Raw genomic sequence first — 12,943 nt, 5'->3', positions numbered from 1 at the left:
CCGGAGGGATCGTTTCGGCGGCGTTCGGGGTTCCCCGTGCGGCGCGACCGGAGCCCGCGCCCAGGCGTCGCGTTTTCCGGGGCAGGCACACGGCATGGCGAGCATGACACGAGAGGGGCCGCTGATCCCGCCGCGGCCGACCCGCATCGCCGCGGCCGAGACCCCGCGCGCGGCGATGGCCTCGCCGGTGGTCATCGCCGCGGTGATCATCGCGGGACTGTATTTCGGCCGCGAGATCCTCATCCCGATCGCGATCGCACTGCTGCTTTCCTTCGTGCTCGGGCCCCTCGTCCACTTCCTGCGCCGGATCCGATTCCCCCGGCTCGTCGCCGTTGGGCTGACGGTGCTGCTGACGATGGGCGTCGTGGCCGCGCTCGCCACCCTGATCGGCGTGCAGGTCGCCGACCTCGCGGGCGACGTGCCGCGCTATCGCGCCACGATCGAGCGCAAGGTCGAGGGCCTGCGCGAGAGTCCGGTCGGCCGGATCACCGAGTACGTCGCCGGGATCGGGCGCGCGATCCACGAGGCGGGCGCGCCCGCTCACGGCGACAAGCAGGCGGACAACCCGGCCGCGGATCCGGGCGCCGAGCCCGCGCCGAAGCCCGTCGTGGTCGAGACGCGCCAGCCGATGCCGGGCCCGCTGGAGACCGCCGAGAAGCTCCTCTCGCCCGCCCTTCAGCCGCTGGCCACCGCCGGCATCGTCGTGGTGGTGCTGATCTTCGTGCTGATGCAGCGGGAGGATCTGCGCGACCGCATGATCCGGCTCGCCGGTTCCAGCGACCTGCACCGCACCACGGTGGCGATGGACGACGCCGCGCGCCGTTTGAGCCGCTACTTCGTCGCCCAGCTCGCGCTGAATGCCGGCTTCGGCATCGCGATCGGCGTCGGGCTCTACCTCATCGGCGTGCCGAGCCCCGTGCTCTGGGGCATCTTCGCCGCGCTGATGCGCTTCGTTCCCTATATCGGGGCGTTTCTCTGTGCCCTGTTCCCAATGGCGCTGGCGGCGGCGGTCGATCCCGGCTGGAACATGCTGATCGCCACGGGGCTGCTCTTCGTGGTGCTGGAGCCCCTGGTCGGCCAGCTCTTCGAGCCGATGCTCTACGGGCACTCGACCGGGCTCTCGCCGCTGGCCGTGCTGGTCTCGGCCCTGTTCTGGACCTGGCTCTGGGGGCCGATCGGCCTCCTGCTGTCGACGCCGCTCACCGTCTGCCTCGTCGTACTCGGCCGCCACGTCGACAAGCTCGAATTCCTCGACGTGCTGTTCGGCAACACCCCGGCTCTCACCCCGGTCGAGAACTTCTACCAGCGCATCCTCGCCGACGACCCGGAGGAGGCGCAGGAGCACGCCGACCTGATCCTCGCCGGGTGCTCGCTCTCGGCCTACTACGACAGCGTGGTGGTGAAGGGGCTGGAGCTCGCGGCCCGGGACGCCGCGCGCGGCGTGCTCACCGTCCAGCAGAAATCGGCCATCCGCGAGAGCGTGACCGAGCTGATCGACGAACTCGCCGACCGCGACGACGCGGCGCCGGAGGATGCGCCGAAGGGGAGCGGGGACGGCGTCTGTGATCGCCAGGACGGCGCCCCGTTCGCGCCGAAGCCCGCGACGCTGCCCGAGGCCTGGACCAGGCCCGGCGCGGTGCTGTGTGTGGCCGGCCGCGGCTTCCTCGACGAGGCCGCCGCCGCGATCCTGGCGCAGCTCCTGGCGAAGCGCGGGATGGGCACCCGCGTCGTGTCCTTCTCCGACCTGGCCCGCGCGAAGATCGACGCCTTCGAGCCGGGTCCGGCCTGCCTCGTCTGCATCGTCTCGCTGGCCATCGCGGGCGAGCCGACGCATCTGCGCCGTCTGGCGCGGCGGCTGCGGCAGCGCCTGCCGGACGTGCCGCTCCTCGTCGGCCTCTGGCAGACGGACGACGTCGCCACCGCGCCGACTGCGATTCCCGCCGAGATGCACGTCGCCACCCTGCGCGGTGCGGTCGAGGCGGTGGTCGGCATGGTGCGGGAGGACGGAGCGCCCGAGCGGCCCGAGCGGGATGCGCCGGCCCTCGCGACCGCGCAGGCCTGACTGGGCTCCGACGGGGACTTGACGGCGCGGGCCCGGACCGGCTTCGTCTAGTCCACGCGTGTGGCCGTCAGGCGGAGGAACCGATGAGCGTCGTCGAACTCGGCCGGTTCATGCACGACCTCGCCGACGCCTCGGGCCGGGCGATCCTGCCCTTCTTCCGGGCGCAGTTCGGGCTGGACGACAAGGCCCGCGGCGGCGCGCCCTTCGATCCCGTCACCGAGGCCGACCGCGCCGCCGAGGTGGTGATGCGCCGGATGATCCGCGACGCCTTCCCGGGCCACGGGATCCTCGGCGAGGAGTTCGGCTCGGAGCGGCTCGACGCCGAGTGTGTCTGGGTGCTCGACCCGATCGACGGGACCCGCGCCTTCATCAGCGGCCTGCCGACCTGGGGCACGCTGATCGGCCTCAAGAAGGGCGAGACGGCCGTGCGCGGCCTGATGCACCAGCCCTTCCTGGCTGAGCGCTTCACCGGCGACGGGCACAGCGCGAAGCTGCGCGGCCCGGCGGGCGAGCGCACCTTGCGCACACGCCGCTGCGCCGACCTCTCGGCGGCGCTGCTCGCCACTACGGATCCGCGCCTCTTCGCCGAGGGCGAGGAGGCCGAGCGCTTCCGCGCGGTGCAGGATCAGGTCCGCATGACCCGCTACGGCACCGATTGCTACGCCTACTGCATGCTCGCCGCCGGCCAGATCGACCTCGTGGTCGAGGCCGGGCTGAAACCCTACGACATCGTCGCGCTGATCCCGATCGTGGAGGGCGCGGGCGGGGTGGTCACGAACTGGGACGGCGGTCCGGCAACGGAGGGCGGCCGCATCGTCGCGGCCGGCGACCCGCGGCTGCACGAGGCGGCGCTGAGGCGGCTCGGAGCGTAGGGCGCGCCCATCTGAACCGTTGCGGCAACTCGGCCGTTTCCCCGCTACCCGCCGCCGAGATCCCGCCCGCCCGTGCTGCTCACCGCCCTCATGGTCCTGACCACGCTCGTGCCGCGGATCGAGGCCGGCGCCGAGCGGCTGACCACCGGGGCGGCGCTGCCGGCTCCCGTGACCGCCGAGGCCCCGCGCTACGAGGCCGCCGCCCGCGCGGTCACGAACTGGCGCAGCCAGACGGGCGAGTCGCTGTTGCCGGCCTCGCTCGCCCTGGTCGCCCGGCTCTCGGCGAGCGACCCCGCCTTCGTCGCCCGCTGCGTGAAGCTCAACAATTACTGGTGCATCAAGCGCGCCCGCTGGCCGGGCGAGATCGGCGGCGATGCCGAGGGCCATACGGGGTTCGCCAGCGCCGCCGACGGGGCGGACGCCGCCGCCAACCTCCTGCGGCGCTATTACCGGACCTACGACCGCCGCACCGCGCTCGCGATCGTGCGCCGCTGGGCGCCGGCCGAGTGCGGGCCGGCGCCGGTGGCCGCGCGCGCTCCGGCGGCCAGGTCGCCGGCCGCGACCGCGCCCGGCCTGACGACACGCGGGCTGGGACAGACGCTGCGCGCCCGCTATCTCGCCCGCCACCTGCGCGGCGGCGCCCCGCGAAAGGCGGTCGCCGCGCGCCGCCCCGTCGCCGCAGGCCGCATCGCCGCTCGCCCGGCCCTGCGGGTGCAGCCCTGGTCGCCGCTCGCCCGCATGGCCGGCCATCCGGGGCGCCGACCGGGCGCGGCACCCGGGCCGATCCGGGACGTGGCCGTCAGCCTGGCCGCCGCTCCGAAACCGACCCCGCCCCCGTTTCGCGGCGCCGACGACCCGGCCGCGCTGCTGGCTCGGCGCACGCCGCCGCCGACCCAGCTCGTCGCCGAATCCGCCACCCTGCCGCTGCTCGCGCCGGGCTTCGCCCTCTCCGATCTACGGGCGCCCGCCCCGATCTGTTCGGGCGACACCGCGCGCATCGGCAACTACGCGGCGGCCATCGCGGGCAGCGTCGGGCTCAAGGCCGACGACGACCTGAAGCTCTTCGACGCCGAGGGCCGTCCCGGCCCGAACCTCGAACCCGTCATGCTGGCGATGTCGAAGGTGGAGCTCGGCACGATGCGGGCCTCCGCCGAACTGGTGCGCTCGGCAATCGCCCGGCTCCCGCAGGCGCCCGCCACAGCGACTGCCGAGGCCGCGAACTGAGCGCAGGCCGCGCGGCCGGGCCTTGCGCCTACCCGGACGCCGCGCCACCTCAGCGCGTCCAAGGTCCCCACCCACACCGCTCGACCCGGGAGTCTCCGTGTCCCTGACCGACCTCGCCGCCCGTGCCGGATCCGCCATGCGGGCTTTCGCCGAGGCGTCGGGCGATCTCCTGGTCCAGCCGACGCTGCGGCTCGGCGTGACCGGGCTGGCGCGCTCGGGCAAGACGGTCTTCACGACCGCGCTGATCCACCACCTCACCGAGACCCACGCGCTGCCGGCCTTCGCGCCTGCGCAGGAGGGGCGGCTGCGCCGCGCCCGGCTCGTGCCCCAGCCCGACGACGACGTGCCGCGCTTCCCCTTCGAGGACCATTTCGCCGCCCTGACCGAACGCCGGCTCTGGCCGCGCTCGACCGACCGGATCAGCCAGTTCCGCCTCGCCATCGAGTACGAGCGGGCGGGAAGCTGGCGCTCGGGCCCCGGCACCCTGATGCTCGACGTGGTGGACTACCCGGGCGAGTGGCTGCTCGACCTCGCGCTGATCGAGCAGGACTACACCGCTTGGTCGCGCGCCACGATCAACGGCACCCGCCGGGCCGGCCGTGCCGAGATCGCCGCGCCCTGGCTCGCCCTGCTCGCGACCCTCGACCCGAACGCGCCGCTCGACGAGGTTCTGGCCGAGCGGGCGAGCGACGCGTTCAAGGCCTATCTGGCGGCGCTCCGCAACGGGCCGGAGGCGGTGGCCACCACGCCGCCGGGCCGATTCCTGATGCCGGGCGACCTCGCGGGCTCGCCCGCGCTTACCTTCGCGCCGATCGACAACCTGCCGGAGACGATCGCGCCCGACAGCCTCGCCGGGCTGATGCAGCGTCGCTTCGAGGCCTACAAGGCGAAGGTGGTGGTGCCGTTCTTCCGCGACCATTTCCAGCGGGTCGATCGGCAGATCGTGCTGGTCGACGTGCTGGCCGCGGTCGATGCCGGCCCGACCGCGGTCGCCGAGCTGGAGGAGGCGTTGGACGCAGTGCTGCTCAGCCTCAACATCGGGCGCAACACCCTGTTCTCCCGCCTCTTCGCGCCGCGGGCCGACCGGATCCTGTTCGCCGCCACCAAGGCCGACCATCTCCACCAGACGAGCCACGACCGGCTCGACGCGCTGCTGCGCCTGCTCGTCTCGCGCGCCATGCGCCGGACCGAGGCCGCGGGCGCGCGGGTCGGTACCGTGGCGCTCGCTTCCGTGCGGGCGACCCGGGAGACCACGGTCCACGACGGCTCTGAGAGCCTGCGCGCGGTCGCCGGCGTGCCAGAGGCCGGCGAGGTGGTGGACGGCGAGGTCTTCGACGGGACGAGCGAGGCCGCGGTCTTCCCGGGCGAGTTGCCGGCCCGGCCGGAGGCGGTGCTGGAGGGCGCGGTCGATCCGGGCTCGCTCCGCTTCCCCCGCTTCCGCCCGCCGCTCATCCGCCCGGACGCTCTCGGGCGACCGGGGCAGCTGCCGCAGATCCGGCTGGACCGGGCTATGCAGTTCCTGTTCGGCGACAGGCTGGCGTGACGGTTTTCGGGATCTGAACCATGTCGAACCCGCGGCGCCCGCGCGCCTTCCGCATCCCCTCCGACCAGCCGGCGCCGGAAGGCGTCGCGCCCGAACCGGTCGCGCCGTCCCAGGTCCGGATCGTCGAGGAGCCGTTCGAGATCGTGGACGCGGCCGACGGCACGCCCGTTCCGGTCGCGGTGAAGCGCCGGTCGCCCTGGGGGGCATTGCTGCTCTCCTCGGTCAGCGGCCTCGTGGCGATCGCGGTCGGGCTCTCGGTCGAGCGCCTGATCGCGGACCTGTTCGCGACCGCGCCCTGGCTCGGCTGGGTGGCGCTGGCGCTGCTCGGCCTCGCGCTGCTTGCCCTGCTGGCGATCGTCGCGCGGGAACTCTCCGGCCTCTGGCGCGAGCGCAAGATCGAGCATCTGCGCCAGGCTGCGATCGATGCCCTGGCGACGCGCGACCACACGGCGGCGCAGGGGGTGGTGCGCGATCTCTCGGCCTTCTACGCAGACCGCGCGGCCTTGGCGCCGGGCCGCGAGCGGCTGGCGACCTTGGGAGACGCGATCCTCGACGTGGACGACCGCATCGGCATCGCTGAGCACGAGTTGCTGGCGCCGCTCGACCGACAGGCCCGAAACGCCATCGCGACGGCGGCCAAGCAGGTCTCGGCGGTGACGGCGCTCAGTCCGCGGGCGATCGTGGACGTGGCCTTCGTGGTCTTTGCAGCGGTGCGGCTGCTGCGCCGGATCGCGGCGATCTACGGCGGGCGCCCGGGCTTTCTCGGCTTCATCCGGCTCGCCCGCGCGGCGGTCGCCCATCTCACGGTGACGGGCGGCATGGCGGTCGGCGAGAGCATGCTGCAGCAGGTGCTGGGGCTGGGGGTCGCCGCGCGCATCTCGGCCAAGCTCGGGGAAGGCGTGCTGAACGGCCTGATGACCGCCCGCTTCGGCCTCGCCGCGCTCGCGGTCTGCCGCCCGCTGCCCTTCACCCGCGAGGCCCCGCCGAAGCTCACCGACGTAGCGGGCGAACTCCTCAAGGCGACCCAGCCGGACCCCGACGCCTCCCGTTGAGGCGCGGGTCGTCATGGTTTCGAAAGGTCCGAGACCTTTGGCGGGTCCAGGGCGGAGCCCTGGAACACCCTACTTGGCGCCGGCCGCCCGGCGGTTGGCGATGCGCGAGAACATGTTGCCGGTGTAGTCGGCGACCTTCGGCTTCTCGGCCACGTTGATCTGAGCCTCGAAGGCCTCGATCCGCTTGAGGAGGGCGGCGTCGCCGAAGAGCGAGCTGTTGAAGTTCGTGGGCGCCCGCGGCCCGAGGGCTGCGATGGCCGTATCGAGGCGTTCCAGAAGCTCTCTGCGCGTCACATCCATCTCCCGCGGGCGGGCTGGCCCGGCTTTCCGGACCATCCAGACCCCCACAGGGTAAACAGGGCCTTAACGGCCGCGCTCGGACGTCAGAGTGTCTTCATGAAGCCGGCGAACCGCATCAGCCCCTCGGGCCAGGGCCCGTGCCCGCTCGCGACGTTGATGTGGCCGGAATCCCCCGCATCCACGATCGCGGCACCCCACGCATAGGCGAAGTCCTCGGCCCGGGCGTAGTCGCAGTGCGGGTCGGTCCGGCTCGCCACCACCAGCGACGGGAAGGGCAGGGGATCGCGCGGCAGCGGCGCGAAGGCGCGCACGCTGTCGGGCAGGTTCGGGGCGTTCTCGACGTCAGGCAGCGCCACGAAGACGGCGCCGCGCACGATGCCGGGTTTCAGATCCGGTACCGCCTCGACGCAGGCGACCACGCCGAGGCTGTGGGCGATGAGGATGACGGGCCGGGTCGCGGCGGCGACCGCCTCGACGATCCGGGCGCGCCAGGGGCTGGGCTCCGGATTGTGCCAGTCGTCCTGCTCGACGAGGCGGGCGGTCGGCAGGCGGCTAGCCCAGCGGGCCTGCCAGTGCTCCTCCTCCGAGCCCCTGAGCCCCGGCACGATGAGGATGTCGCAATCGGCGGTTTTCATGGCCGTTGCCTAGCCTCTGGCGGACAAGGCGTCGAGATTCATTCCGCTGCGATCAGCCCGCTCTTGGTCCCGGTCGGCCCGAGCCCGGCGCGGACCTGATCGGCGAGGCCGACCGAGGCGAGGTTCTTGGACTTCGCCTCCACCTCGAAATCCGCCCAGGCGAGATGGCGGGCCACCAGGGCGTTGACGGCGCGGTTCCACATCATGTCCGAGTGGGCGGCGAGTTCCCGCACCGGCACGCCGGCTGCGCGCAGGGCCGCGAAGTCCGGCAGCACGTCCGGATCGTGGTCGGGCAGCATGGCCTCGCGCGAGACGCTGATATGCGCGATCGGACGCACGCCGCGCCAGGATTGGCGGATGCGGGCGATGCGCGGATCGTCCGGCTCCATGTACTCGCCGCCGCTCAGGACCCAGTGGTGGTGCAGGTCGAGCACGATCGGCACCACGTCGGCGAGTTCGAGCAGCTCGTCGGTGCTGAAGCCGAAATCGTCGTTCTCGATGGTCAGGAGGTTGCGGGCGGTCTCGCTCGCCCGCGGTAGCGTCGCGCGGAAGCCCTCGAGGCCCGGGTCGCGGGCCCCGATATGGATGTTGATGTGCGCGCCGTGGGGGTGCCAGCCGGAGCCGTAGCCCATCATTTCGAAGATGCGGGCATGGTATTCCAGCTCGCCGAGCCCGTTGGCGATGGCGGCCGGGTTGCGGCTCGCCAGCAGGCAGAACGGCCCCGGATGGAAGCTGAGGCGCACGCCCAGCGCCCGCGCCCGCTCGCCGATCCGCGCGAGACCAGTCTCAATGACCTGCGCGAAGGCCGGATCCGCGTAGAGTGGCTCGGCGATCGGGTGGGTGTAGCCCGGCAGCACGTTGCTGGCGATGCGCAGCAGGCGTTCCAGGGGCGGGCGGGCGCCGACCCAGTCGATCTGCCGCTCCAACGCCGCGAGGTTGTGCGTGACGATACCGGAAAGCTTCGCGGCCCGTGGAGCGGGTTCGAGCTTCGTCAGATAGGCCATGGTCGCGCTGGTCAGGTTCATCACGAGCGCGGCGTCCTTCGCGGCCTTCAGGGTCGCGTGGGTGCCGGGCGGCGTGTCGGGGATGAACTTGCAGCAGAAGCCGAGACGGGGTGCCTCGGTGGGAGCGGGCTTGAGAGCGGGCTTGAGAGCGGGCTTGAGAGCGGGCTTGGGCATGCGGGGACAACGCGGGCGGGCCGGATTCGACGCATGCGGCAGAGCGGACCGGATCCGGCCTTCCCCAGGAACAAACGATAACGACAAAGGGCGGCGCTCGGCGCCGCCCTCCTCGAACGTCCGATCCTGCCTCGCTCAGAGCGTGTGGCGCACCGGGTCGTCCGGCGTCCGGCTCTGCGCGTCGTCGTGCCCGGCCGCCTTGCGGGCAGCCGCGTTGACGGTCTCCGGGTCCAGAGCGGTCTGCACGAATTCCCGTCCGCGATTGGTGAACTCGCGGGCGTAGCGTAGCCCCTGGTCGCGCACCTCGTCGGCGTAGGGGCCGAGATTGCGGTCCTCCTGGCGGGTGCGCGGCAGCAGCGCGCCGAGCAGCAGGCCCGCCGCGAGGCCGACCACGCCGACCAGCAGCGGGTTCTCGCCGACGAAGTCCTCCACCGCGTTGCGCCCGCGCTGCAGGCCCTCGCGCCCGCGGTCGGTCAGGTCGTCGATGCGGCGCAGATGGCCCTCGCTCGCCTCCGAGACGTAGGAGCGGGCGTCGCCGTAGGCCGATCGGATGCGGCTGCCGGCCTCGTCGGCCGCCTGGCCGATCCGGTCCTGGATCGCGCCCGCCTGCTCGCGGGCCTGGGCACCGACGCCCTCGACCTTGTCGCGCAGGTCACCGCCCGATCCAGCGCCGCCCGAGTTGGTGTTCGAGAAATCCGCCGTCCGGCCGTGCGGGTCGAGCCCCGCGCGCGGCAGGGGATCGTGTGCGCCGGTCGGGTCCGCCTGCAGGGTGTGGTCGGCGGAGCGGCCGTGGGGATCGTGGTCGGCGCGGCCGAGCGGGTCGCGCGTTCCCTCGGGATCCGGCTTCAGGGTGTAGTCGGCCGCGCGGGCATGCGGGTCGAGCTGGGACGCCTCGCCCGCGCTGCGGGCCGCGGCGTCGTTCGGCGCCTTCTGTCCAGCACCTTCACTCATCGGATACTCCTTCGAACTCGGGGCGCGCCGGCCGTGGCCGCGCTGCTGCGGTACTCAGACGTGCGTGGTGTCGACGATGTCGTTGGCGGGCACCGCCGTGGGCTTGGCCGTCGGGCGGTCGGGGTCGTAGGCGCGCGCGGCTCCGGTGTTGAGGACGGGCACGCGCGCGGCCTGCACCTCGGTCCGGCGGCGGTTGGCCTCCTGCGACATGCGGTGCATCAGCCAGCCAACGCCCGCCGCGATCATCAGAACCGGCACGGGGTTGCGCCGTACCGCCTCCAGCGCGCCGTCGTAGACGCTGTTCAGAGGCGTGCGCCTGGCACTGCCCAGCATCTCGTCCACGATGCTCGACGCATTGAGGCGGCCCTGGATGCGGTCGATCGTCTGGTCGAGCCGCGCGCGGCTCTCCTCGATATCGCGCTCCAACTCGTTCATGCCACTCATCCGGATACGCGCTCCGACAATGCACGGGCGTCCTGGCGGACCTGGCGGGTGGTGCGGGTCGGCGCGAGCGTCGACAGCGAGAGCGCGCTGCGCGCCCAGAGGGCGAGCCCGACCGCGACGAGGAGGAGGACGCCGCCCACGATCAGCGCCGAGAGCCACTCGGAGCCCACGATCGTGGCGAGCCACTTCACGAAGGCGCCGATCAGCACGATCAGCGCCACCACCGCAAAGACGGCCGAGGCCGCCATGCAGGCGAGCCCGATGATCAGCGAGCGCAGGTTCGACGCCATCTCGGCGCGGAACAGTGCGATCTCCTTGCGGGCGAGGTCGTTCGTCTCGCGCAGGGCCTCGCCGAGGAGACCCTGGATGCTCGACCCGTTCGGTGGGGGTGCGGAGCCCTGCGCCATCGCCTCAGCCCCGGAACGTGTCGCGGGCGTCGCCCTCGGGCGGCAGGCTCGACGACTTGATGAAGCGGGCGGCGAGCAGGCCCGCCACGAAGGTGCCGACAGCCACCGCGACCGGCGCGCGGCGGGCGAAGGACTCGGCCTCGGCGTAGAAGTCGCCGAAGCTGCGGTTCTCGATCGAGGAGCCGAGCTGCTCCAACCCGTCGGCGGCGCTGTCGAAGAAGGCCTTAATGTTGGGCTTGTCGTCGAAATCCTTGGACGACGAGCGAATGGTGCGGGCAAGGTCGTTGACCTGGCCCGCCGCGTCGTTCTTGCGCTGCTCGACGTAATCCTGCGCCTGGACGCGCACCGCGTCGAGAAGGCCGCGGCCCTGCTGGGCGGCCACGTCGGCGAGACCCTCGACGTCGCCTTTCAGGCCGCGCCAATCCGCCTGCTGCCGCGCCCCCGGGGAGACGTGGTCCGCCGAGGCGTCGCCCGGTGCCGGTTGTGGGAACTCGCTCGCGGCCATCGGTCACTCCTCACGCAGGGCGTCGCTGAACTCGGCTGAGTAACCGCTTCGGCCCCACGCGGTTCCGGAGCATCCGCGCCGACGGCAGAGCTCGCGAACCGGGCGCATCCAGCCGGGGAGGGGGCCCGGTAACCGGGCCGGACACGCATGGTGAATCGTCGGGATAGGCAACGGGCCGGCCCTTGACCCGGCGGGCGGTTCCGCGCTTGGTTCAGGCCATCGACGGGATCGCGCCTCGCTTCCGCGCGTTCTGGCTAGCAGGTGTTGGGCGGACGCCGCGTCTCTGGCGCCCGCACGCTTTGAGGGAACGGGAGCCGACTGCGTGGCACGCCTCGTCATCGTATCGAACCGCGTGGCGGTTCCCGAGGAAGGCAGCAAGGCGGTGGCCGCGGGCGGCCTCGCCGTCGCGGTGAAGGAAGCGTTCTCCTCCTACGAGGGCCTCTGGTTCGGCTGGAGCGGCACGATCAGCGAGACACCCTCGGAGGAGCCGACGCTGATCGACCGCGGCAGGGTGCAGTATGCCGTGGTCGACCTCTCGCCGCAGGACCACAAGGAGTACTACGCCGGCTTCGCCAACCGGGCGCTCTGGCCGATCATGCACTACCGGCTCGGGCTCGGCGCCTTCTCGCGCTCGGACTACGCGGGCTACAGCCGCGTCAATCGCACCTTCGCGCGTGCGCTCGCCAAGCTGGTCGAGCCCGACGACATCATCTGGGTGCACGACTATCACCTGCTGCCGCTGGCCTCGGAGCTGCGCGGCCTGGGCCTCGCCAACCCGATCGGCTACTTCCACCACATCCCGTGGCCGGCCGCAGACGTATTCAACTCGCTGCCCGCGAGTGGCGACCTGCTCCGCGCCATCGCCGACTACGACCTGATCGGCTTGCAGACCGATCCGGACGTCCAGAACCTCTCCCGCAATCTCATCGACAGCCTGCGGGCGATCCCGCTCGGCGGCGGCTCGCTGATGGTCGACGGGCGCCGCACGCGCATCCGCAGCTTCCCGATCGGCATCGACGTCGAGGGCTTCAAGGACGCGGCCGAGAAGGCCTCGTCCAACAAGGTGGTGCGCGAGACCATGGCGGGCCTGCGCACCCGCAAGCTCATCATCGGCGTCGACCGGCTCGACTACTCGAAGGGCGTGCCCGAGCGGATGGAGGCGGTGTCGAGCTTCCTCGCCTCAAATCCCGATCAGCGCGGCAACGTCACCTACATCCAGATCACGCCGAAATCCCGCAGCGAGGTGCCGGAATACGAGCAGCTCGCCCGCGAGGTGAACGAGACGGTGGGCGAGATCAACGGCTCGCTCGGCGACCCGGCCTGGACCCCGATCCAGTACGTCACCAAGGCCTATCCGCGCCCGGTTCTCGCCGGCCTCTACCGGGCGGCCCGCGTCGGCCTCGTCACGCCGATGCGCGACGGCATGAACCTCGTGGCCAAGGAATACGTGGTCGCGCAGAGCGAGGAGGACCCCGGCGTCCTCGTCCTGTCGAAGTTCGCGGGTGCGGCCCGGCAATTGCCGGAGGCGCTCCTCGTCAATCCCTACGACCGCTTCGAGGTGGCCGAGGCGATCCGCACGGCGCTCTACATGTCGCGCAGCGAGCGCCTGGAGCGCTGGAGGCCGATGGCCGAGCGGATGACCCGCGAGGACGTGGACTGGTGGGCGCGCAACTTCCTGACCGAGCTCGAGCACTTCCGCACGGTCGAGCGCGAGCCGCCGACCGCGGCCGAGGCCGCCGAGTAATCCCAGTCGCCCACTCGAACTCTCTG

13 protein-coding genes are annotated in these 12,943 nt (G+C 72.4%); 6 read left to right on the top strand and 7 right to left on the bottom strand.

Features of this window, described 5'->3' with window-relative positions; genetic code table 11:
• Nucleotides 1-94: 94 nt before the first annotated feature.
• The 5 genes from DK427_RS25410 to DK427_RS25390 all read left to right on the top strand — a co-directional run bounded on the left by DK427_RS25410 (nucleotide 95) and on the right by DK427_RS25390 (nucleotide 6,753).
• Entirely contained in the window at nucleotides 95-2,062 is a 1,968-nt protein-coding gene (locus tag DK427_RS25410) for an AI-2E family transporter (RefSeq protein WP_109953812.1), read from the top strand.
• Between the two features lie 83 nt (nucleotides 2,063-2,145).
• Entirely contained in the window at nucleotides 2,146-2,934 is a 789-nt protein-coding gene (gene hisN, locus DK427_RS25405; RefSeq protein ID WP_109953811.1) for a histidinol-phosphatase, read from the top strand.
• Between the two features lie 72 nt (nucleotides 2,935-3,006).
• On the top strand, nucleotides 3,007-4,158 hold the full coding sequence (locus DK427_RS25400; protein WP_109953810.1) for a hypothetical protein: 1,152 nt from the start codon (nucleotides 3,007-3,009) through the stop codon (nucleotides 4,156-4,158).
• Between the two features lie 136 nt (nucleotides 4,159-4,294).
• Nucleotides 4,295-5,701, top strand: coding sequence for a YcjX family GTP-binding protein (locus tag DK427_RS25395; RefSeq protein WP_109953809.1), 1,407 nt, complete (start codon nucleotides 4,295-4,297; stop codon nucleotides 5,699-5,701).
• Nucleotides 5,702-5,721: 20 nt separating this feature from the next.
• Nucleotides 5,722-6,753 carry a YcjF family protein gene (locus tag DK427_RS25390; RefSeq protein WP_109953808.1) on the top strand — a complete coding sequence of 344 codons (1,032 nt, stop codon included), beginning with the start codon at nucleotides 5,722-5,724 and terminating at the stop codon, nucleotides 6,751-6,753.
• A gap of 69 nt (nucleotides 6,754-6,822) precedes the next feature.
• On the opposite strand, the gene DK427_RS25385 is transcribed toward DK427_RS25390, so the two are convergent.
• From DK427_RS25385 to DK427_RS25355, 7 genes are all read right to left on the bottom strand, one after another.
• A complete protein-coding gene (locus DK427_RS25385) occupies nucleotides 6,823-7,053 on the bottom strand; it encodes a hypothetical protein (RefSeq protein WP_245930718.1) in 231 nt (76 codons plus the stop codon).
• Nucleotides 7,054-7,136: 83 nt separating this feature from the next.
• A complete protein-coding gene (locus tag DK427_RS25380) occupies nucleotides 7,137-7,688 on the bottom strand; it encodes an RBBP9/YdeN family alpha/beta hydrolase (RefSeq protein ID WP_109953807.1) in 552 nt (183 codons plus the stop codon).
• Nucleotides 7,689-7,726: 38 nt separating this feature from the next.
• Nucleotides 7,727-8,866, bottom strand: coding sequence for an apurinic/apyrimidinic endonuclease family protein (locus DK427_RS25375; RefSeq protein ID WP_109953806.1), 1,140 nt, complete (start codon nucleotides 8,864-8,866; stop codon nucleotides 7,727-7,729).
• Nucleotides 8,867-9,001: 135 nt separating this feature from the next.
• On the bottom strand, nucleotides 9,002-9,817 hold the full coding sequence (locus DK427_RS25370) for a hypothetical protein (RefSeq protein ID WP_109953805.1): 816 nt from the start codon (nucleotides 9,815-9,817) through the stop codon (nucleotides 9,002-9,004).
• 54 nt (nucleotides 9,818-9,871) lie between these two features.
• A complete protein-coding gene (locus DK427_RS25365) occupies nucleotides 9,872-10,252 on the bottom strand; it encodes a DUF3618 domain-containing protein (protein WP_109953804.1) in 381 nt (126 codons plus the stop codon).
• A gap of 5 nt (nucleotides 10,253-10,257) precedes the next feature.
• Nucleotides 10,258-10,668 carry a phage holin family protein gene (locus DK427_RS25360; protein ID WP_109953803.1) on the bottom strand — a complete coding sequence of 137 codons (411 nt, stop codon included), beginning with the start codon at nucleotides 10,666-10,668 and terminating at the stop codon, nucleotides 10,258-10,260.
• Between the two features lie 4 nt (nucleotides 10,669-10,672).
• Nucleotides 10,673-11,173 carry a hypothetical protein gene (locus DK427_RS25355; protein WP_109953802.1) on the bottom strand — a complete coding sequence of 167 codons (501 nt, stop codon included), beginning with the start codon at nucleotides 11,171-11,173 and terminating at the stop codon, nucleotides 10,673-10,675.
• Between the two features lie 322 nt (nucleotides 11,174-11,495).
• Here DK427_RS25355 and DK427_RS25350 point away from each other — a divergent pair, with 322 nt between their 5' ends.
• Nucleotides 11,496-12,917, top strand: a complete 1,422-nt coding sequence (locus DK427_RS25350) for an alpha,alpha-trehalose-phosphate synthase (UDP-forming) (RefSeq protein WP_109953801.1) — start codon at nucleotides 11,496-11,498, stop codon at nucleotides 12,915-12,917.
• The last annotated feature ends 26 nt before the right edge of the window (nucleotides 12,918-12,943 follow it).

Origin of the sequence: Methylobacterium radiodurans (assembly GCF_003173735.1) — a bacterium.
In the GTDB taxonomy this organism is placed as follows: domain Bacteria; phylum Pseudomonadota; class Alphaproteobacteria; order Rhizobiales; family Beijerinckiaceae; genus Methylobacterium; species Methylobacterium radiodurans.
This window is presented reverse-complemented; position numbering and strand designations above follow the sequence as displayed.

Coding starts and splice junctions, on each gene's coding strand:
- DK427_RS25410 (WP_109953812.1), top strand. CDS start 95: ATGGCGAGCATGACACGAGAGGGGCCGCTGATCCCGCCGCGGCCGACC.
- hisN (WP_109953811.1), top strand. CDS start 2,146: ATGAGCGTCGTCGAACTCGGCCGGTTCATGCACGACCTCGCCGACGCC.
- DK427_RS25395 (WP_109953809.1), top strand. CDS start 4,295: ATGCGGGCTTTCGCCGAGGCGTCGGGCGATCTCCTGGTCCAGCCGACG.
- DK427_RS25390 (WP_109953808.1), top strand. CDS start 5,722: ATGTCGAACCCGCGGCGCCCGCGCGCCTTCCGCATCCCCTCCGACCAG.
- DK427_RS25385 (WP_245930718.1), bottom strand. CDS start 7,053: ATGGATGTGACGCGCAGAGAGCTTCTGGAACGCCTCGATACGGCCATC.
- DK427_RS25380 (WP_109953807.1), bottom strand. CDS start 7,688: ATGAAAACCGCCGATTGCGACATCCTCATCGTGCCGGGGCTCAGGGGC.
- DK427_RS25375 (WP_109953806.1), bottom strand. CDS start 8,866: ATGCCCAAGCCCGCTCTCAAGCCCGCTCTCAAGCCCGCTCTCAAGCCC.
- DK427_RS25370 (WP_109953805.1), bottom strand. CDS start 9,817: ATGAGTGAAGGTGCTGGACAGAAGGCGCCGAACGACGCCGCGGCCCGC.
- DK427_RS25365 (WP_109953804.1), bottom strand. CDS start 10,252: ATGAACGAGTTGGAGCGCGATATCGAGGAGAGCCGCGCGCGGCTCGAC.
- DK427_RS25360 (WP_109953803.1), bottom strand. CDS start 10,668: ATGGCGCAGGGCTCCGCACCCCCACCGAACGGGTCGAGCATCCAGGGT.
- DK427_RS25355 (WP_109953802.1), bottom strand. CDS start 11,173: ATGGCCGCGAGCGAGTTCCCACAACCGGCACCGGGCGACGCCTCGGCG.